Genomic DNA, 19,978 nt, shown 5'->3' with positions numbered 1-19,978 from the left:
CACCCTCTTCCTCCGCGGACGTGTTCAGGCTCCGATCGCGGCGGGCCGCTCGACACCGCCCGGAGCGGCGTTCCCGCTCGGCGAGGCACCACCGCTCCGACCGCCGCCGGAGGAAGGGCCGCCCGGCGCCGGCGTCCGCCGGGCGCGGAGACCGAACGCACTGACGGCGGCGGCGGTCAGGGCGGCGGCCAGCGGGACGACCAGGGCCGCCCGGTACCCGTCGAGGAGGGCGGTCGGCGACGTGCCGTCCGTGGCGGTGATGTTGACGGCCGCCACCGCCGACAGCCCCAGCGCGGCCCCGAACTGGAAGGACGTGTAGAGCAGTCCGCCCGCCACACCCTGCTCCTCCTCGGCGACGCCGTCCGTGGCGACGATGGTCAGGGGCCCGTAGACCAGGGAGAACGCCACGCCCAGCAGGAGCAGGCTCGGGAACATCGCCGCGTACGTCCAGTCCGCGGCGATCGGCAGGAACAGGGCGTACGACAGCGACGCGAGGAGCAGCCCGCCGAAGATGACCCGGGCGTTGCCGAACCGGGCCACCAGCCTCGGGGTGAGGAGCGGCGAGAGGACCGCGTCCACGCCGATCACGATCAGCGCGAAGCTGGTCTGCGAGGACGACCAGCCGCGCAGCTCCTGGAGGTAGAGCACGGCGATGAACTGGAAGCCGAAGAAACCCGCGGCGAACAGCAGCCCCGACACCTGGGCACGGACCAGCGCCCCGCCGCGGAAGATGCCCAGGCGCACCAGCGGTGAGGACGAGGCGCGCTCGATGAGGACGAACGCCAGGAAGAGGAGCAGGGCCGCGCCGATCGTGCCGACGGTCCAGACGGCCGGGACGTGCGTGGCCCGCTCGACGCCGAAGACGAGCAGCAGGATCCCGGCGGTGACGGTGAACGCTCCGGCCAGGTCGACGCCCTGCCCGGTACGGTCCGGGCGGGGCGAGGCGGGGACGAGCGCGAGCGCGGCGAGAAGGATGCCGAAGGAGAGGATGACCGGGGCGAAGAACACCCAGCGCCAGTCGATGGCGGAGAGCAGCCCGCCGACGACCAGTCCGATCGAGAAGCCCCCGGCGGCGGTGCCCGCGTAGACGAGCAGGGCCTTGTCGCGCTGCGGTCCCTCCGGGATGCCGGTGGTGATGATCGACAGGCCGGCCGGGGTCATGAAGGCCGCGGCGATACCCGTCACGAAGCGGGCGGCGACCAGCATCCAGCCCTCGGTGGCCAGGCCGCCCAGACCGGAGAAGAGCAGGAACACCACGAGCCAGAGGACGAACATCCGGCGACGGCCGAACAGATCCGCCGCCCGTCCGCCCAGCAGCATGAAACCGCCGTAGCCCAGGACGTACGCGCTCATCACCCACTGGAGCGTGCCGGTGGACAGATCCAGATCCTCCCGGATCGCGGGCAGGGCCACGTTGAGCATGGCCACATCAATGCCCTCCAGGAAGATCGCGCCGCACAGGACGAGCAGCACACCCCGGGCGCGCCCGGTCATGCGGGCGCTGCTCGAACTCGAAGGGGACGGATCCGAGACCGACGGTTCCGAGACGGACGGATCCGAAGGGGGCGGTGATGAGGACACGGGACTTCTCCTGGATGCGTGCGGGCGAAAAGGGCATGACGAGCTGCCGCAACGGCGGTCGTGTGAAACGGGATGCGCGTGAGGAGACCTCAAGCAGAAGCGAAAGAGGGTGAGTTACCGATCCGCTGGCCGGTTCCCTCTTGTAACCACTCGAAGCTTGCGGCACCGTGAGGAGGTATGGAAGAAGGCACTTCGAAGTCACCGAGTAACTGCGCGGATACCGGCGTCGGTCCGGACTACGACATCAGCCAGTGGGACGTCCGCGAGGGCTGCGAGGTGCGGCAGATCCTCGACCGTGTCGCGGACAAGTGGTCACTCCTCGCCATCGCCCACCTGGAACGCCGCACGCTGCGTTTCTCCGAGCTGCGCCGGCTGATCGACGGCATCAGCCAGCGCATGCTGACGGTGACCCTGCGCCAGCTCGAACGCGACGGCCTGGTGCGGCGCACGGTCTACCCGGTCGTCCCGCCGCGCGTGGAATACGAGTTGACGGAGCTGGGCGCGACGCTGCACACGACGATCCGGTCCCTGGTCGACTGGACCGAGGGTCACCAGCAGGAGATCGCGAAGGCACGCGCCGACTACGACAGCCGTCAGGATGTGGGGTCGTCGGCCTCCTGAGACCACCGGTGCGGCACTACAGTGAAGCGGGTGGACTCACCTCAGGGAAACGCCATGTCGCGCGTGAGCGAAGACGCCGGCGAGAGTGCCGTGCGGCGCGTGCGGGAGGCGTATGCCCAGGAGCGCATCTCGCACGAGGAGATGGACGAGCTCCTCGGCCGGGTGCTGGCCGCCACGACGCAAGGCGAGCTCGCGGCGGCCCTGGACTCGCTCCCGGCGGAGGACCCGGGCACCACGTCGACGATCGGCGCCGCCGGCGGACGGATCAAGCGGCGCGGGGCATGGCGGGTACCCCGCGTCCTCAAGGTCGAGTCCGCCTTCGGGCGGGTGCGCCTGGACCTGTCCCGGGCGATCATCGAATACCCGGTCATCGACATCGAGCTGGGCCTCGGCACCGGCAACGCGAGCATCACCGTGCCGCGCGACGCGATCGTCGAGGTCGAGGGCCTGGTGACCGGCTGGAAGGACCTGCGCTACAAGCCCCGGCAGCCGTCCCGCCCCGGCGCGCCGCGCATCCGCTTCTCGGGGGCGCTGGGATACGGGCGGCTGAAGATCCGCCACGCCTGGCGCTGAGGCGGCCCGGCGGGACCGGGACCTGACGGTGGCAGGTGGCAGGTGGCAGGTGGCAGGTGGCGGAGACCAGGACCTGACCGTGGCAGGTGGCCGGGGCGGCCACCTGAATGACGGCTCCGGCATGCGGGGTCGGCCGGACGGGCGTCTGCTGGGGATGTACGGCTTCCGTCACGTCACTCCCTCGAAAGGCTTCTCCCGATGGCTGACAAACCCTCGATCGTCCTGGTCCACGGCTTCTGGGGCGGCGCCGCCCACTGGGCCAAGGTCATCACCGAACTGCACCGCCGCGGCTTCGGTTCCCTCCACGCGGTGGAGAACCCGCTGACCTCCCTGGCCGAGGACGCCGAGCGGACCCGCAAGATGGTCCGGCAGATCGAAGGACCGGTGGTCCTGGTCGGCCACTCCTACGGCGGCGCGGTCATCACCGAGGCCGGCGACCTGCCCAATGTCACCGGACTCGTCTACATCGCCGCGTTCGCCCCGGACGCCGGCGAGAGCCCCGGACAGATCAGCCAGGAGAAGCCCCCCGCGGCGTTCGAGAACCTCGCCCCGGACTCCGACGGCTACCTGTGGATCAAGCAGGACAAGTTCCACGAGAGCTTCGGCCAGGACCTGACCGAGGAGGAGGCGCTGGTGATGGCGGTGACACAGAAGGCTCCTCTGGCCTCGACGTTCGGCGACAACATCACCGCCCCGGCCTGGCGTGCCAAGCCCACGTGGTACCAGGTCTCCGCCGACGACCGCATGATCCACCCCGACAACGAGCGCCGCATGGCGACACGCATGCAACCGCGCAGGACGATCGAGCTGGACGCCAGTCACGCCTCGCTCGCCTCGCATCCCGGCCCGGTCACCGACCTCATCGAGGAGGCGGCGCGATCAGCCGGCTCGTGAACCCGGTGTTCTCCCCGGTGTTGCGGGCTTTCGGCTCGACGAGCACGACGGAGTCCGGCACCCCGAGCCCGACAGCCCGCTCCCGGTAGTGCATGGCCTCGCCGCGCGGCATCCGTGGTGGGGCTGGTCGAGCCGGTGAAGACGATGACGGGGGCCAGCCCGCGCAGGTAGAACCCCGGCGAGACGAAGTCGTACGTCCGGTGACGGCTGATCGCAACCGGCCTCGCCGTCCCGGTCACCGTGAGGGCATCCACAGTGACCGGGGCGCCAGCCGGAGAGCCGGGCGGACGGTTCAGCCCGGCAGCCCCAACTCCCGCGCGATCAGCATCCGCTGCACCTCGCTCGTGCCCTCGCCGATCTCCAGGATCTTCGAGTCGCGCCACATCCGTGCCACCGGGTACTCGTTCATGAAGCCGTATCCGCCGTGGATCTGCGTCGCCTCCCGGGCGTTGTCCACCGCGACCGTCGAGGAGTACAGCTTCGCGATCGCCGCCTCCTTCTTGAACGGTTCGCCCGCCACCAGCCGCGAGGCCGCGTCGCGCCAGCCCACCCGGGCCATGTGGGCGCGCATCTCCATGTCGGCGATCTTGAACTGGATCGCCTGGTTCGCGCCGATCGGCCTGCCGAACGCGTGGCGCTCGGCCGCGTACTTCACCGACTCGTCCACGCAGCCCTGTGCCAGGCCCGTTGCCAGGGCCGAGATCGCGACCCGCCCCTCGTCCAGGATCCGCAGGAACTGTGCGTAGCCCCGGCCCTGTTCGCCCAGGAGGTTCGCCGCCGGTACGCGGACGTCCGTGAAGGACAGCTCCCGGGTGTCCGAGGCGTTCCAGCCGACCTTGGAGTACGGGGCGGCGACGGTGAAGCCGGGGGTGCCGGACGGGACGATGATCGCGGAGATCAGCGGGCGGCCGTCCTCCTTGCGGCCCGTCACCGCCGTGACCGTGACCAACTCCGTGATGTCCGTACCGGAGTTGGTGATGAAGCACTTCGAGCCGTTGATCACCCACTCGTCCGTCGCCTCGTCCAGCACCGCCGTCGTCCGCGTGCCGCCCGCGTCCGAGCCGCCGTCCGGCTCGGTCAGGCCGAACGCGCCGAGCGCCTCGCCCGCACACAGCTTCGGCAGCCACCGCCGCTTCTGCTCCTCCGTGCCGAACAGGTGCAGCGGCATCGCGCCCAGCGAGACCCCGGCCTCCAGGGTGATCGCCACCGAGGAGTCGACCCGGGCCAGCTCCTCCAGGGCGATCCCGAGCGCCAGGTAGTCGCCGCCCATACCGCCGTACTCCTCCGGGAACGGCAGCCCGAACAGGCCCATGCGGCCCATCTCCCGCACGATCTCGTACGGGAACTCATGCCGCTCGTAGAGGTCGCCGATCCTGGGCGCGACCACGTCGTGCGCGAACGCCTCGACCGTGCGGCGCAGTTCCTCGTGCTCGGCGGTCAGCCGGTGGTCCAAAGACATGGGTCACTCACTCCTGGTGGGAGGGGGAAGAAGAGGAAGGGGTCAGGGCGCGGACCGTGCGCGATGGGCTCGGCCGGCCCAGATGTCCGGCCAGCCACACGCTGGTGGCGGTCAACTCGTCGAGGTCGACGCCTGTTTCGATGCCGAGGCCGTCGAGCATCCACACCAGGTCCTCGGTGGCGAGATTGCCCGTGGCGCTCTTCGCGTACGGGCAGCCGCCCAGGCCGCCCGCCGAGGCGTCGACCGTGCTCACCCCGTGCTGGAGCGCCGCCAGGGTGTTGGACAGCGCCTGGCCGTAAGTGTCGTGGAAGTGGACGCCGATGGATTGTGTGGGGACGGCCGCTTCGTTCAGGGCGCTCAGCAGTGCCGTCACATGGCCCGGCGTCGCGACCCCGATCGTGTCGCCGAGCGACAGCTCGTCGCAGCCCAGGTCCATCAGCGCCTTGGCGACCTTCACCACCTGGGCGACCGGCACCGCGCCTTCCCACGGGTCGCCGAAGCACATCGACAGATAGCCGCGCACCTGCGCCTTCTCCGCCTTGGCGCGGGCCACCACCGGCTCGAACATGGCCAGCGACTCCTCCACGGTCCGGTTCAGGTTGCGCGCGGCGAACGTCTCCGTCGCCGAGCCGAACACCGCGACCGACCGGGCCCCGAGCGCCAGCGCCCGGTCCAGTCCGCGTTCGTTCGGCACGAGGACCGGGAGGGAGACGTCGCCCACGTCCGCGATATCCCCGAGGAGGGGGAACAGGGCTTCCGTGTCCGCCAGTTGGGGCACCCACTTCGGGTGCACGAAGCTCGTCGCCTCGATGGTGGTCAGGCCGGCCACCGCCAGGCGGCGGATGAACTCCGCCTTCACCTCCGTCGGAACGATCTCCTTCTCGTTCTGGAGGCCGTCCCGCGCGCCCACCTCGTGGATGCGCACCCGGGCCGGCAGCCCGGGGGCCGGGACCGTCATGGGGAGTGTGCGCGGGGTCATGAGCCCTCCTCGGCCGCGACGGGGACCACTACCGCCAGGATCTGGTCCATCGCGACCGTCGCGCCCGCGGTGACGTCCAACTCGGTGACGGTCCCCGCGTGCGGGGCCGAGATCACGTGCTCCATCTTCATCGCCTCCACCACGAGCAGGCTCTGGCCCGCCTCGACCGTGTCCCCGACAGCCACCTTCACCACCGTGACCGTGCCCGGCATCGGGGCCGCCAGCGTGTCCGCCCCGCTCCGGCCCGCCCCGCTCAGGGACGCCTCCACCGGATCGTGGTCCTGGACGTGCCAGGTGTCGCCGTCGCGGCCGAGCCAGTCCCCGGAGCGGTGGAAGTGGCCCACCGTGCGGTCGAGTTCGACCGTGACCCGGTCCGCCGTGACCGTCGCGGAGACCGGCGCGCTCCGCGTGACGGGTTCACCTCCCGCCACGCGCAGCGGGAAGAGCAGCGGCGCCCGCACACCCCCCGTCCGCCACCCGCTCGGCACCGAGAACGGGTCCGTCCAGCCGCCCGCGTCCGGCCGGGGCTCCAGCGCGTCCCGGCGGAGGGCCGCCGCCGCCGCGTACACCTCGTCCGGCACCCCGTCCGGCACCAGGCCCTCCGCCTCGCGCTCCACCAGACCCGTGTCCAGGTTCCCGGCGACCACGTCCGGGTGGGCCAGCAGGCGGCGCAGGAAACCCGCGTTGGTCGGGACGCCCAGGATCACGGTGTCCGCGAGGGCCGCCCGCAGCTTGCGCAGGGCGCTCGCGCGGTCAGGTCCGTAGGCGATGACCTTCGACAGCATCGGGTCGTACAGGCTGCCCACCGGCACGCCCTCGCTGAGCCCCGAGTCCGTCCGCACCCCACCGCCCTGCGGCTCGCGCAGCGCCAGCACCGTACCGCCGGAGGGCAGGAAGCCCCGGGCGGGGTCCTCGGCGCAGACGCGGGCCTCGATCGCCCAGCCGGTCAGGGTGATGTCCTCCTGCGCGTACGGCAGTCGCTCGCCGGACGCCACCCGCAGCTGCCACTCCACCAGGTCCAGGCCGGTGATCAGCTCGGTGACCGGGTGCTCGACCTGGAGGCGGGTGTTCATCTCCATGAAGTAGTACGAGGCCGGGTCGTCGCCCGGGACGATGAACTCCACCGTGCCCGCGCCCGCGTACCCGCAGGAGCGCGCCGCCTGCACCGCCGCCTCGCCCATCGCCGCCCGGGTCTCCTCGTCGAGGAAGACCGAAGGGGCCTCCTCGATGATCTTCTGGTGGCGGCGCTGGAGCGAGCACTCGCGCTCGCCGAGGTGGATCACGTGGCCGTGGGTGTCGGCCAGCACCTGGATCTCGATGTGGCGCGGCCGGTCGATCCACCGCTCGACGAGGAGCGTGTCGTCGCCGAAGGAGGCCCGTGCCTCGCGGCGGGCCGCCGCGATCTCCTCCGCCAGCGCCGCCGCGTCGCGGACCAGGCGCATGCCCTTGCCGCCGCCGCCGGCGGAGGGCTTCAGGAGGACCGGCATGCCGATCTCCCGTGCCGCTTGCTCCAGTTGGGTATCGGTCAGACCGCTGCCCGAGGAGCCGGGCACGACCGGGACGCCGGCCGCGGCGACCGTCTCCTTGGCCCGGATCTTGTCGCCCATGAGGGAGATCGCGGAGGCGGGCGGGCCGATGAAGACCAGCCCCGCGTCCGCGCACGCCCGGGCGAAGCCGGCGTTCTCCGCCAGGAATCCGTACCCGGGGTGCACGGCCCGCGCGCCCGTGCGGCGGGCCGCCTCCAGGAGCGCGGGCACGTTCAGATAGCTCTCGGAGGCGGGCGGCGGGCCGATGCGGACCGCCGTGTCCGCCTCCCGTACGTGCCGGGAGTCCGCGTCCGCGTCGCTGAAGACCGCGACCGAGCGCACCCCCTGCTCCCGCAGGGTCCGGATCACCCGGACCGCGATCTCGCCGCGGTTGGCGACCAGCACGGTGTCGAACATCGTCATCTGTTCCTCACATCCGGAAGACGCCGAAGCCGGGCCCGGCCGGGTCCTTCTGGGGCAGCGGGGCGTTGGCGCAGGCCGTGAGCGCGAGGCCCAGGACCTGCCGGGTGTCCACGGGGTCGATCACGCCGTCGTCCCAGAGCCGGGCGGTCGCGTAGTACGCGTTGCCCTGGGTCTCGTACTGGGCGCGGATCGGGGCCTTGAACGTCTCCTCGTCCTCGGCGCTCCAGTCGTCGCCGAGCTGGTCGCGCTTGACGGTGGCCAGCACGGAGGCGGCCTGCTCGCCGCCCATCACCGAGATCTTGGCGTTCGGCCACATCCACAGGAAACGGGGGCTGTAGGCCCGGCCGCACATCGAGTAGTTGCCCGCGCCGTACGAACCGCCGACCACGACCGTCAGCTTCGGCACGCGGGTGCAGGCCACGGCCGTGACCATCTTCGCGCCGTGTTTGGCGATGCCGCCCGCCTCGTAGTCCCGGCCGACCATGAAGCCGGAGATGTTCTGGAGGAAGACGAGCGGGATGCCGCGCTGGTCGCACAGCTCGATGAAGTGCGCGCCCTTCTGGGCCGACTCGGAGAACAGGATCCCGTTGTTCGCGACGATCCCGACGGGGTGACCGTGGACGCGGGCGAAGCCGGTGATCAGCGTCGTGCCGTACTCCGCCTTGAACTCCTGGAAGCGCGAGCCGTCCACCACCCGGGCGATCACCTCGCGCACGTCGTACGGGGTGCGGGAGTCCACCGGGACCGCCCCGTACAGCCCGGCCGGGTCCACCTTCGGCTCCTCGGCCGGCTCGACCGACCAGGGGAGCGGGGCCCGGTCCGGGAGGGTCGCGACGATGGTGCGGACGATCCGCAGGGCGTGCGCGTCGTCCTCCGCGAGGTGGTCGGTGACGCCCGACGTACGGGAGTGGACCTCGCCGCCGCCCAGCTCCTCGGCGGTGACCACCTCGCCGGTGGCGGCCTTCACCAGCGGCGGGCCGCCGAGGAAGATCGTGCCCTGGCCGCGGACGATGACGGCCTCGTCGCTCATCGCCGGGACGTACGCCCCGCCCGCCGTGCAGGAGCCCAGCACCGCGGCGATCTGCGGGATGCCCGTCCCCGACATCCGGGCCTGGTTGTAGAAGATCCGCCCGAAGTGGTCCCGGTCGGGGAAGACCTCGTCCTGCATCGGCAGGAACGCGCCGCCCGAGTCGACCAGATAGAGGCAGGGGAGGCGGTTCTCCAGCGCCACCTCCTGGGCGCGCAGGTGCTTCTTCACGGTCATCGGGTAGTACGTGCCGCCCTTGACGGTCGCGTCATTGGCGACGATCACGCACTCCCGGCCGCTGACCCGCCCGATCCCGGCGATCACTCCGGCCGCCGGGGCGGCGCCCCCGTACAGCCCCTCGGCCGCCAGCGGGGCCAGCTCCAGGAACGGCGAGCCCGGGTCGAGGAGGGTGTCCACCCGGTCCCGGGGGAGCAGCTTGCCGCGCGCCTCGTGGCGGGCCCGGGCCTTCTCACCCCCGCCCAGCCGTGCCGTGGCGAGGCGTCCCGCCAGCTCGTCGGAGAGCGCGCGATGAGCCGCCTCGTTGGCCTGCCAGGCCTCCGAGGCGGGATCGGCCGCGCTCGCCAGGACCGGTGCCTGCTGCATCGTGTCGAGCCCCCTTGCCCGTACCGCGATAGTCAACCGCTGCTGTTAGTGATCGTTAACGCGTTTCCCTCAGGTTAACGAGCGCTAACGACCCTGTCTAGAATGCATCCTCATGAGCACCCATGCCGCCGCCCGCGTCGCGGCCCCCACCCGCCGCGAGCAGATCCTCCGGGAGGCCGCCCGGCTCTTCGCCGAGCGCGGCTTCCACGGCGTCGGCGTCGACGAGATAGGCGCCGCCGTCGGGATCAGCGGCCCCGGCCTCTACCGCCACTTCCCCGGCAAGGACGCGATGCTCGCCGAACTGCTGGTGGGCATCAGCGAGCGTCTGCTGGAGGGCGGTCGCATGCGGGTGTCGGAGGACGCCGCCCGGGGTGGCGGCTCCCCGGAGGCCCTCCTGGACGCGCTCATCGAGGGCCATATCGACTTCGCCCTCGACGACCGCCCCCTGATCACCCTCCACGACCGCGAGCTGGACCGGCTGCGCGACACGGACCGCAAGCGGGTGCGCCGGCTCCAGCGCGAGTACGTGGAGGTCTGGGTCGGCGTCGTCCGCGCCCTCTATCCGTCGCTGGCCGAGAACCGGGCCCGGGTCACCGTGCACGCCGTCTTCGGCCTGCTGAACTCCACCCCGCACCTGGCCCGCCCCGAGGCCCTGCCCGGCCGGGCCGTGACCGCCGCCCTGCTGCACCGGTTGGCCCGGGGCGCCTTCGCCGCGGCGGAGCCCTCCTGAGCGGTGGCCTCCGCCGGCGGGCGCTCTCGGTTCCGGGCAACCCCGGACGGGGTGCGTACGTCTGTCCGGTCAGGACGCAACGAATCGGGGAGTCGCACCATGGCCGTCTCACTGGGTGAAGAGATCATGCTGCTGTCGCTGGACGACACGACCGGCGCGCCGAAGGGGGAGACCGCGGCCCGCTGGGGCGTGGCGGCGGGCATGCTCCTGGAGCTGGTCATGGCGGGCCGTGTCACGGTGAAGGGCGGCCGCGTCGAGGTCTTCGACCCGTTCCCGACGGGCGACCCGCTCCTGGACGGACGGCTCGACCGGCTGGTGCGCTGGGTCCACGGGGCGTCCAGCAGCCGCAAGGTCACCGACTGGCTGACCCGGGACCACGCCAAGGGCTCGCAGGACATCGTGGAGAGCCTCTGCGCCCGCGGCCTGGTGACCGAGGAGAGGCACCGGGCCCTCGGCGTCTTCCCGGTCCGCCGCTACCCGGAGGCCGACGGAACGGTCGAGCGGGAGCTGCGCACCCGGCTGGCCGACGTGGTGCTGCACGGGGCCGGGCCGGACGCCCGCACCAGCGCCCTCATCGCCCTGCTGCACGCCACGGGCATGCACCCCCAGGCCTTCCCCGGCCTGCCGAAGAAGCAGGTCGCCCCGCGCATGGCCCACATCGCCGAAGGCCACTGGGCGGGTGTGAGCGTGGGCGAGGCGATCCGTAACCTCCAGGTGGCGATCGCCACGGTGACCGTGGTGACGGTCCTCACCGTGGTGTCGTAGCCCGCCCGGAGCGCAGGGCATGACGGACACGGACACCAACTGAACCGAGAGGGACACGTGCTGCGAAGCCCGGAGACCATGGAGCCCACCCCCGGAACGCCCCGGCCCCACCGCATCGTCGAGGTCGACGCGCTGCGCGGCTTCGCGCTCTGTGGCATCTTCCTCGCCAATGTCCTGGTGATGGCGGGCCTCGACGGGCAGCGCGGCGGAGGACCGCACACCAGCGGCGTGGACCAGGTCGCGTACTGGCTGGTCATGATGTTCGTGCAGACCAAGTTCTATCTGCTGTTCTCGTTCCTCTTCGGCTACAGCTTCACCCTGCAGATGGGCGCGGCCGAACGCGACGGCGCGTCCTTCGCGCCGAGGATGCTGCGCCGGCTGCTCGGCCTGTTCGTGCTCGGGCTCCTGCACGCCGCGCTGCTGTACCCCGGTGACATCCTCGCCACCTACGCCGTCCTCGGCCTGGTCCTGTTCGCCGCGCGCTCGGCCGACCCGGGCAGGATGTGGCGCGCCGCGCTCTGGGTGTACGGGGTCCTGGCCGGGCTCTATCTTCTCGTCGGGGCGGCCGTCGCCCTGGTGGACTCCGGGGTCGACGAGACGTCCGCCGCCGCGAGCGCCGAGCAGACCGCCGCGTACCGGGGCGGCGCCGGCGACGTGATCCGGGCCAACATCGGCGCGTGGCCGGACCTGCTGGCCGGACTGTTCCTGATAGGCGGCATGGTGGTCGCCGCCTTCCTGGCCGGGTTCGTGGCGGGAAAGCGCCGCCTCCTCACCGGCACCCGGGACCGGGCGGTCCGGTTGCGCCGGATCTTCGTGTGGGGGCTGGCCGTCGGGCTGCCCGGCGGGGCGCTCATGGCGGCGGGCGCGGTGGGCCCGCTGGGCGCCCGCTGGGAGGTCCCGATGTTCGTCGTCGGCATGGTCACGGCACCGGCGCTCAGCGCGGCGTACGCGAGCGGCCTGCTCCTGTGGTTCGCCACTCCGCGCGGCGCGCGCCTCGCCGCCCGGCTGGCCCCGGCGGGCCGTATGGCGCTCACCAACTATCTGACGCAGTCCCTGGTGATGGCGCTCGTCCTCACCGGTTACGGGGCGGCCCTGTACGGCAGGGTCGGGGCGGCGGCCGTGCTGGGCGGTGCGCTGCTCTTCTACGGGTTCCAACTCGCCGCCTCGGCCTGGCTGATGAGGCGCTACCGGTTCGGCCCCGTCGAACGGCTGCTGCGGACCGTCACGTTGTGGGGCCCGCCGACCCCTCGCGTACGGGAGCCCTGAACCCCGGGAGCCGGCCCCCTCGGGGCCCGGGGGCCACCGGGCAGCCGGGATAGCAGGTGCCGAGGTCGTAGTTCCAGTTCGTGGGGGAGGGGCGGCTGTCCGGCGGTCCGTCGAAGTCGTCCCGCAGCAGCTCGGTTCAGCCGTCCGCCCCGGGCGCGGCGGACGGCGCGGACGGAGCGGGTGCGGCGGACGAAGCGCCCGGGGCGGGGGCGGCGGACGGCGCGCCCGGGGCGGGGGCGGCGAGCGGGGGCAGCGCGCCCGACTCCGTCAGCAGCCGCTCCAGTCGGGGGGTCAGCACGATGGCCGCCACGTTCGTCAGATGGGTGTCGTCCCGGTAGAGCAGGATCCGGTCCCGTACCGCCGGGCACGTCGGGCCGTCCCCCGGGCAGAGCACCGGGTTCACGCTGACGGACCGCACACCCGGCACCGCACCGGCCGCGATCCGCCGCGCCAGCGGGTCCGCCCCGACCGCGTCCGCCCGGCTGAACGCACAGGCCGCCACCTCGTCCGGAGCGCCGGAGACGCACGCCGGGATGTCCTTACCCGGTACGGGGGTGTCCTCGATGTACACGATCGGCGCGCCGGTCGCCCGCAGCGCCTTCAGCGTCTTCTCCCATGCGGTGGAGAGGAGTTCACGGTCGGCGGTGTAGCGGTTGAGTGAGCCGATCACGATGAGGCGGGGCTTCGGCCCCGTCCGCAGGCGGTCCAGGGTGTCGGCCCGCCAGATGTCGCACTCCCGGTACTCGCGTCCCAACTGGGAGTTCTTCACGGTGAGTTCCGGCAGCGGGCAGCCCTGTTTCACCAGCTCCTGGAGTGCCCAGCCGCGCTGGGAGGCCAGCGCGAGCAGCGGGGAGAACCACTGGCCGGCGTGCGAGTCGCCGAGCAGGACGACGCGGTCGGGGCTGTCCACCGCCCCGAACAGGCACTTAGGGCTGCGGGTCGCCGCCGGGGCGACCTGGCAGGCCCCGTCCGGCGGGAAGTCCTTACGTGCCTGTGCCGGGCCCGGCACCAGCGGGCCGTCCGCGAGCGGAGAGCCCTCGGCCCGGGCGAGCAGCGAGGGGCCGGCGGCCGCACCCGGCGGGAGACCCTTGGCGTCGACGGGGGTGGCCGGGCCCATCAGGTGCAGGGTCGTGGTGCCGACGACCAGCGCGAGCACGACGGGCAGGACGATGGCGGAGATCCCCACCGCCATTCCCCGGCGCGGGAGTTCGGAGACCGTACGGCTGCGGCGCAGCGGCTGCTCGACCCAGCGCATGGTGGCGAGGGCGGGCAGCGCGGCGGCCAGCGTCAGGGCCGTCTTCGCGGGCCAGCCGAGCGCCCCGAGACGCGCCTCGGCGAGGACGAGCACCGGCCAGTGCCACAGGTACAGGTTGTAGGAGAGCCGCCCGACCGCCCGGGGGGCCCGGCCGCTGAGCAACCGCTCGACGCCATAGGCGCCTTGGGTGTCATCCCCACCCCGGCCCGGGATCGCGGCGAGGATGACGGCGGCCGTGCCCAGGGTGGGGACGAGCGCCGCGTAGCCGGGGTACGGGGTCGACGCGTCGTACGACACGACGCACCAGCCGATCGCCGCGGCCCCCGCCCAACCGCAGACCAGCCGCAGCGGACGCGGCCCGCGCAGCAGATGCCAGGGCAGCAGCGCCAGCAGCGCGCCGACCGCGAACTGCCAGACCCGCGAAGGGGTTGCGAGGTACGCGAGCGAGACGGAGTCCCGCGTCCAGTGCAGCGACAGCGCGAACGAGGCGAGCGCCACGGCGGCGGTGGCGAGCGCCACGGCCGCGCGCACGGCCCGGCCCCGGCGGACCGCACGGGCGGCGACCAGCACGATCACCGCCAGCAGCGGGGCCCAGAACAGGTAGAACTGCTCCTCGACGGCGAGCGACCAGAAGTGCAGCAGCGGGCTCTGGTCGTGCCCGGCGGCCAGGTAGTCGGTCTGCTGGGAGACGAAACGCCAGTTGGCGACGGACAGCGCGGACGCGAGGACGTCCTGCTCCAGGCCGGCGCGGAGCAGCGGTACGGTCAGCCACGCCCCGGCGACCGCGACCGCGGCGAGGACGACGGCGGCGGAGGGCAGCAGCCGGCGGGCCCGGCGGGAGAAGAAGTCGCCGAGCCGGATCCGGCCGGTGGTGATCGCCTCCCGGACCAGGAGCCCGGTGATCAGATAGCCGGAGATGACGAAGAAGACGTCCACGCCGACGAAGCCGCCCGCCGCCCCCGGTATCCGGGCGTGGAAGGCGAGGACCGCGAGGACGGCGACCGCGCGCAGCCCCTCGATGTCGGGCCGGAACGTGGACCGGTGCGGGCTGGGCCCGGACTCGCCGCCCGAGCTGCCCGAGCCGGCCGAACTGTCCGAGCTGCCTGAGCTGCCCGAGCCGGCCGAACTGCCTGAGCTGCCTGAGCCGGCCGAACTGTCCGAGCTGCCCGAACTGTCCGAGCTGCCCGCGTGTGGAGGTGTGGCCGGCGGCGGGGGAGCGGACCGCTTCCGGCGGGGGCCGCGGGCGAGGAGGAACGGCATCGGGTGGCGCCTTTCGGGACGGCTCAACTCAGCCACGGGAGCATCGGGTCGACCCACCCGGAGGCGAGCAGGCCGGTGAGCAGGAGGACGGCGGAGGCGGCCAGCGCCTCGGGCCAGCGGCGGGGCAGCATGCCCGTCCGGGCCGGTGGACGGCGGCCGGTGAGCGCCCGCACGGCCTCGGCGGGTGATCGGCCGTCCGGCCGCAGCCCGGCCGACAGGTCGCGGATCAGGGGAACGTTGATCTGGAGCTGGACCAGGAGGTAGAGGCCGAGGCCCCAGGTGGGCTCCCAGCCGCTACGGGCCACGGCCAGCGCGAGGCCGACGGCGGCGGCCCCGTTGGACAGGACCAGCCAGACCAGCGAGACGCCCACCACCCGGCGGGCCATCGAGCCCGAACTCCCCCCGCGTCGGGCCTCCTTGTCCTCAGGCCCCCTGTTCTGCGCCCCCGTGGGCACCCAGGCGGCGCTGCGGCCCCGCAGGGTGTGCCAGAACGCGGTGGCGGCGGCCACGCTGGTGAGGACGCCTGCGCGGATCACCTCCACCCGCCACCGGGTCCGGCTGATCCGGGGAAGCAGTACGTGCCACAGCCAGAGCGGGGCGAGCAGCGGCAGCACATGCCAGGGGCGGATGTGGTCCGGGTACCAGAACATCATCACCAGCGGCGGCAGCGGGGCGGCGAAGGTGTTCACGGCCGTGGTCAGGTAGCCGATGACGCCCTCGTAGAAGCAGAGCCGCATCCGCCAGGGCGCGCCCATCCGCTGGAGGACCGGGGTGCCGAGGAGGTGCAGGTTGCCCATCGCCCACCGGTACTGCTGGTTGACGAACGAGGTGACCGTGTCGGGCGAGGTGCCCTTGGCGACCAGGACCGGGACGTACTGGGTGCGGAACCCCCGCTCGTGCAGGGCGAGTCCGGTGTACAGGTCCTCGCTGTGGTCGAGCCGGGCGAAGCCGCCCGCCAGGTCGATCGCGGCGCGCCGGTAGACGGCGTTGCTGCCGCAGCAGATCGCCGCGTCGCTGGCGTCCCGCGAGGGCTGGATCCAGCGGAAGAACCACTCCTGCGCGGACCCGGCGGCGCGCTGGATCCAGTCCATGCCCGCGTCGGTGTCGAAGCACTGCGGGCTCTGCACGATGCCGACGGCGGGGTCCGCGAGATACGGGACCAGATGGCGCAGGAAGTCCGGCCGGGGTGCGAAGTCCGCGTCCAGGATCGCGATGTACTCGGCCTCGGACAGCGTGAGTGCGTGGTTGAGGTTCCCCGCCTTCTTCAGGTGGCCCCGGTCGGGGCGTACGACGTACCGGTAGCCGTGCTCGGCCGCCAGGGCCGCCACCTCGGCCCGGTCGGCGTCGTCCAGCACCCAGACGGTGAGCGCGTCGGGCCAGTCGAGGGCGGCGACCGCGCGGTAGGCGTTGGCGAGGACGGGAAGAGGCTCGCCGCAGGTCGGCAGGTAGAGGTCCACGCCCGGCAGCCCGGCGGGCCGCCAGGCGCGGACGAGCACCTCGTGGGAGGCCCGGGTGAGCCGGCGCTGACGCAGGCTGTTCACGGAGGACAGCAGCAGGGCCACGACGTTCAGCCCGAGGATCGCGAGGAACGCCCACAGCGCCGGGGTCCGCAGCGCGAAGGTGAACATCGTCGCCGCGGTGAACACGAAGGCCAGCGAGCTGCTCACCAGTACCCACCGGCGCTGCGGCCCGAAGTACCAGTAGAGCTCGTCGTCGGACGGAGGTTGCGGAAGGTGATGCACGGTCATAAAGCCCCCCACGGCTGTGTATGTGGCCGTTTCAGGTGGCCCACCCTAATGTGAAAGGTATAGACCACTTACCCGAGAGCGCCCCAACGGAGAGAATCGGACACCGGTTTGGCGCGACTCAATTGGTCCAGACCTCTGGGTGTTCCCTTCGGGCCCGACGCCCGCCCGGCGAGGGAAGAAGCAGGTCACGCGGGGGTGAACAGTCCTGGAAGAACGGCCGCCCGGACGCCCGACCGGCCACCGGTCCCCAGGTCCGGTCCGCAGGCGGGGCCGCGAGCGGACCCGCCGCCGGACAGAACCCCGGCGCACCCCGCCCGCCGGGCAGTACACCGGGCACGCCCCGCGCACCGGACGGCACAATGGGTCCATGCCGATACCCAGCCGCGCCGCCCTCGTCGACCACCTCGTCCGTACGCGTATCGCGGGGGACGTCGCCACGCCACGCGACAACAACCTCTCCCACTACCGCAAGCTCGCCAACGGCGACCGCCACTACTGGCTGGGCCTGGAACTGGGCGACCGCTGGACCGACGAGCAGGACGTGCTCGCCGTGATGGCCGAGCGCTGCGGCGTCAACGACGACCCGGCGCACCGGCAGGGCCAGGACACCATCGACCCGGAGCTCACGGTCGACGCCCTGGAGCGGATGGCGGCCCGGCTGCGCAAGGCCGCGGACGGCCGCGAGCGGGTCCTGTTCGCCACCGGACACCCCGGCGGCATGCTGGACGTGCACCGGCAGACGGCGGACGCGCTGCGCCGCGCGGGCTGCGAGATCGTCCGTGTCCCGTCCGGGCTGATGGCGGACGAGGGCATGGTCTTCCAGTTCGCCGACGTCGCGATGCTGGAACGCGGGGCGACCCTCTGGCACACCCACTCCCCGGCCCCGATGGCCGCCATCCTGGACGCCATGGCCCACCTGGGCCGCCCGCTGCCCGACCTGGTCGTCGCCGACCACGGCTGGGCGGGCTGCGCGGGGCAGCGGGGGCTGGACGCGATCGGTTACGCGGACTGCAACGACCCGGCCCTGTTCCTCGGCGAGGCGGAGGGCACGCTCCAGGTCACGGTCCCGCTGGACGACCACGTCACCGACCCGCGCTTCTACGACCCGATGACGGACTACCTGCTGCACGCGGCGGGGCTGCTGGAGACGGAGCCTGTGGAGCCCGTGGAGGCCGTGGAGGCCGTGGAGGAGCCCGCCGCGTAGGCGACGGCGGCCGGCGATGGGCCTCGGGCCCGGCGGGTGTCGTCACCGACACCGACACCGACACCGACGCAGGGGCAAGGGCAGGCCATGGAGTTCAGCACGGCGATGTTCCGGACCGGGAACAGCACGGGCGTCGAGGTGCCTCAGGGGCCGGAGTGCCGCAGCCGGTGCGCCCGCCCCGGCGTCGGGTCCAGGTACACCCGCCGGATCGACGGGAACCGCTCGCGCAACTGGTCCTCCGCCTCCTCGCAGGCCCACTCGACCTCCGCCGCGGTGGCGGTGTCCCGGAAGTCGACCTTCGCGGCGATCAGCAGCTCGGCCGGCCCCTGGATCAGCGTGGTCAGCTCCAGTACGTCCACGATGTGCGGCACCGACAGCAGTTCCTCGCGCACGCCCGAGCGCATCGCCGGGGGCAGTGGCCGCCCGATGAGCAGTCGCGCGTTGGCGCGGCCGAGCACCCATGCCACGTACACCAACAGCAGCCCGATCAGGCAGGAGGCGATCCCGTCCCAGACGCCCGAGCCGGAGAGCTGCCCGCCCAGCAGCCCGCCCGCCGCCAGCAGCAGCCCGATCAGGGCCGCCGCATCCTCCATCACGACGGCCTTCACCGCCGTGTCGGGTGTGTGGCGCAGGTAGTACGTGTCCGGCACCCGCAGCCGTGACGCCTCGCGCCGCACCTGCTTGACCCCGGTGCGCAGCGAGTAGCCCTCCAACAGGAAGGCGACGCCGAGGACGAGGTAGGAGAGGAGCGGATCGCCCGGCTCCTCGCCCTCGACCAGGGTGTGCACCCCGTCGTAGACCGAGAAGACGGCCCCGCCGACGAAGGTGGCGATGGAGGCGAGCATCGCCCAGATGTAGCGCTCGGGGCCGTAACCGAGGGGATGGTCCTCGTCGGCCGGCTTCCCGCTCCGCTTGAGCGCGGTGAGGAGCATGACCTCGGTGACGGTGTCGGCGACCGAGTGGGCCGCCTCGGAGAGCATCGCGCTGGAGCCGCTGACCAGCCCGGCGACGGCCTTCGCCACGGCGATGCCGAGGTTGGCGACGGCCGCCACGATCACCGTGGAAGTGGACTCCCCGCCATCAGCTTCACTGTCCGCCTCCGCGTCACCCATGGTGGGGAGTATGTCCGAAATGGTACGTGAGGTGGCGCTCATCCCCCGGGGTGCGTCATTCCCGTGGGACGCGGACGACGCCTTCCTGGATGACGGTGATCGCGAGACGCCCGTCGGCGGTGTGGATACGGGCCTGGCCCAGGCCGCGCCCGCCGGAGGCCGACGGGGACTCCTGGTCGTACAGCAGCCACTCGTCCGCCCGGAACGGCCGGTGGAACCACATCGCGTGGTCCAGGCTCGCCCCGACCACGTCGCCGACCGCCCAGCCGCCCCGCCCGTGGGCGAGGAGCACCGAGTCGAGCAGGGTCATGTCGGAGACGTACGTCGCGAGGCAGACGTGCAGCAGCGGATCGTCGGCGAGCTTCCCGTTCGTCCGGAACCACACCTGGGAGCGCGGTTCGCGCGCCTTGCCCACCGTGGCGAACGGTGGCGTGTCCACGTACCGCAGGTCCACGGCCGCCCGCGCCTCGATCAGCCGGTCCACGACCCCCGGATCGCTGAAGCGGTCCGCGTACCGGGGCAGCATCTCGGCGGCCGTCGGCAAGGTCTCCGGGTCCGGGGCGGCGGGCATGGGCGCCTGGTGCTCCATGCCCTCCTCGTGACTTTGGAAGGACGCGGAGAGGTGGAAGATCGGCTGCCCGTGCTGGACGGCGACGACGCGGCGGGTGGTGAAGGACCTCCCGTCGCGGATGCGGTCGACGCTGTAGACGATCGGCGCGCCCGGGTCGCCCGCCCGCAGGAAGTACGCGTGCAGGGAGTGGGCGGCCCGGTCGTCCGGGACGGTGCGGCCGGCGGCGACGAGCGCCTGGGCCGCGACCTGGCCGCCGAACACCCGGGGCACGAGCGAACCGCGGCTCACGCCCCGGAAGATGTCCCGCTCGATCTGCTCCAGGTCGAGCAGGTGGAGCAGATCGAGCAGGGGATCGGGGCTCTCGTTCATAGAGGGAACGTA

General features: G+C 72.6%; 16 protein-coding genes and 1 pseudogene. 7 read left to right on the top strand and 10 right to left on the bottom strand.

The features are described from left to right. Positions 1–24: 24 nt before the first annotated feature. The gene (locus ACZ60Q_RS20255) at positions 25–1,494 is read right to left on the bottom strand and encodes an MFS transporter (RefSeq protein WP_469636209.1); all 1,470 of its coding nucleotides are present in this window, start codon (positions 1,492–1,494) and stop codon (positions 25–27) included. A gap of 264 nt (positions 1,495–1,758) precedes the next feature. On the opposite strand from ACZ60Q_RS20255, the gene ACZ60Q_RS20250 reads away from it, so the two are divergent. The 3 genes from ACZ60Q_RS20250 to ACZ60Q_RS20240 all read left to right on the top strand — a co-directional run bounded on the left by ACZ60Q_RS20250 (position 1,759) and on the right by ACZ60Q_RS20240 (position 3,669). Next, positions 1,759–2,202 carry a winged helix-turn-helix transcriptional regulator gene (locus tag ACZ60Q_RS20250; RefSeq protein ID WP_469636207.1) on the top strand — a complete coding sequence of 148 codons (444 nt, stop codon included), beginning with the start codon at positions 1,759–1,761 and terminating at the stop codon, positions 2,200–2,202. Positions 2,203–2,256: 54 nt separating this feature from the next. Further along, the gene (locus tag ACZ60Q_RS20245; protein WP_469636204.1) at positions 2,257–2,775 is read left to right on the top strand and encodes a DUF1707 SHOCT-like domain-containing protein; all 519 of its coding nucleotides are present in this window, start codon (positions 2,257–2,259) and stop codon (positions 2,773–2,775) included. 198 nt (positions 2,776–2,973) lie between these two features. After that, the gene (locus tag ACZ60Q_RS20240; RefSeq protein ID WP_469636201.1) at positions 2,974–3,669 is read left to right on the top strand and encodes an alpha/beta hydrolase; all 696 of its coding nucleotides are present in this window, start codon (positions 2,974–2,976) and stop codon (positions 3,667–3,669) included. On the opposite strand, the pseudogene ACZ60Q_RS20235 reads toward ACZ60Q_RS20240, so the two are convergent. The 5 genes and pseudogenes from ACZ60Q_RS20235 to ACZ60Q_RS20215 all read right to left on the bottom strand — a co-directional run. After that, positions 3,653–3,881 (bottom strand): annotated as a pseudogene (locus ACZ60Q_RS20235) (ElyC/SanA/YdcF family protein); the annotation flags it as partial. The gene ACZ60Q_RS20240 and the pseudogene ACZ60Q_RS20235 overlap by 17 nt on opposite strands. 80 nt (positions 3,882–3,961) lie before the next feature. Beyond that, on the bottom strand, positions 3,962–5,128 hold the full coding sequence (locus tag ACZ60Q_RS20230; protein ID WP_469636199.1) for an acyl-CoA dehydrogenase family protein: 1,167 nt from the start codon (positions 5,126–5,128) through the stop codon (positions 3,962–3,964). Between the two features lie 7 nt (positions 5,129–5,135). Continuing rightward, entirely contained in the window at positions 5,136–6,107 is a 972-nt protein-coding gene (locus tag ACZ60Q_RS20225; protein ID WP_469636196.1) for a hydroxymethylglutaryl-CoA lyase, read from the bottom strand. Further along, positions 6,104–8,056 (bottom strand): acetyl/propionyl/methylcrotonyl-CoA carboxylase subunit alpha, encoded by a 1,953-nt coding sequence (locus ACZ60Q_RS20220; RefSeq protein WP_469636193.1) that lies wholly within the window; start codon positions 8,054–8,056, stop codon positions 6,104–6,106. Before ACZ60Q_RS20220 ends, ACZ60Q_RS20225 begins: the two co-directional genes overlap by 4 nt. Positions 8,057–8,063: 7 nt before the next feature. Next, on the bottom strand, positions 8,064–9,686 hold the full coding sequence (locus ACZ60Q_RS20215; RefSeq protein ID WP_469636190.1) for a carboxyl transferase domain-containing protein: 1,623 nt from the start codon (positions 9,684–9,686) through the stop codon (positions 8,064–8,066). A 112-nt stretch (positions 9,687–9,798) separates the two neighbouring features. On the opposite strand from ACZ60Q_RS20215, the gene ACZ60Q_RS20210 reads away from it, so the two are divergent. From ACZ60Q_RS20210 to ACZ60Q_RS20200, 3 genes are all read left to right on the top strand, one after another. Beyond that, positions 9,799–10,416, top strand: a complete 618-nt coding sequence (locus ACZ60Q_RS20210) for an SACE_7040 family transcriptional regulator (RefSeq protein WP_265601486.1) — start codon at positions 9,799–9,801, stop codon at positions 10,414–10,416. Positions 10,417–10,515: 99 nt separating this feature from the next. Further along, a complete protein-coding gene (locus ACZ60Q_RS20205) occupies positions 10,516–11,181 on the top strand; it encodes a GOLPH3/VPS74 family protein (protein WP_469636187.1) in 666 nt (221 codons plus the stop codon). 57 nt (positions 11,182–11,238) lie between these two features. Then, positions 11,239–12,447: a DUF418 domain-containing protein gene (locus ACZ60Q_RS20200; protein ID WP_469636185.1), complete on the top strand. Its 1,209-nt coding sequence runs from the start codon at positions 11,239–11,241 to the stop codon at positions 12,445–12,447. 136 nt (positions 12,448–12,583) lie between these two features. Here the strand turns inward: ACZ60Q_RS20200 and ACZ60Q_RS20195 are convergent, their stop codons facing one another. Both ACZ60Q_RS20195 and ACZ60Q_RS20190 read right to left on the bottom strand, forming a co-directional pair. After that, a complete protein-coding gene (locus ACZ60Q_RS20195) occupies positions 12,584–14,962 on the bottom strand; it encodes an acyltransferase family protein (protein WP_469636182.1) in 2,379 nt (792 codons plus the stop codon). A gap of 23 nt (positions 14,963–14,985) precedes the next feature. Further along, entirely contained in the window at positions 14,986–16,710 is a 1,725-nt protein-coding gene (locus ACZ60Q_RS20190; RefSeq protein WP_469636179.1) for a glycosyltransferase family 2 protein, read from the bottom strand. 367 nt (positions 16,711–17,077) lie between these two features. Here ACZ60Q_RS20190 and ACZ60Q_RS20185 point away from each other — a divergent pair, with 367 nt between their 5' ends. Beyond that, positions 17,078–17,914 (top strand): phosphatase, encoded by an 837-nt coding sequence (locus ACZ60Q_RS20185; RefSeq protein ID WP_469636177.1) that lies wholly within the window; start codon positions 17,078–17,080, stop codon positions 17,912–17,914. A 143-nt stretch (positions 17,915–18,057) separates the two neighbouring features. On the opposite strand, the gene ACZ60Q_RS20180 is transcribed toward ACZ60Q_RS20185, so the two are convergent. Further along, positions 18,058–19,026, bottom strand: a complete 969-nt coding sequence (locus ACZ60Q_RS20180) for a cation diffusion facilitator family transporter (RefSeq protein ID WP_469636174.1) — start codon at positions 19,024–19,026, stop codon at positions 18,058–18,060. 55 nt (positions 19,027–19,081) lie between these two features. Next, a complete protein-coding gene (locus ACZ60Q_RS20175) occupies positions 19,082–19,966 on the bottom strand; it encodes an acyl-CoA thioesterase (protein ID WP_469636171.1) in 885 nt (294 codons plus the stop codon). Between the last annotated feature and the right edge of the window lie 12 nt (positions 19,967–19,978).

The sequence above is a fragment of the Streptomyces sp. NPDC104313 genome, from assembly GCF_055583985.1.
This window is presented reverse-complemented; position numbering and strand designations above follow the sequence as displayed.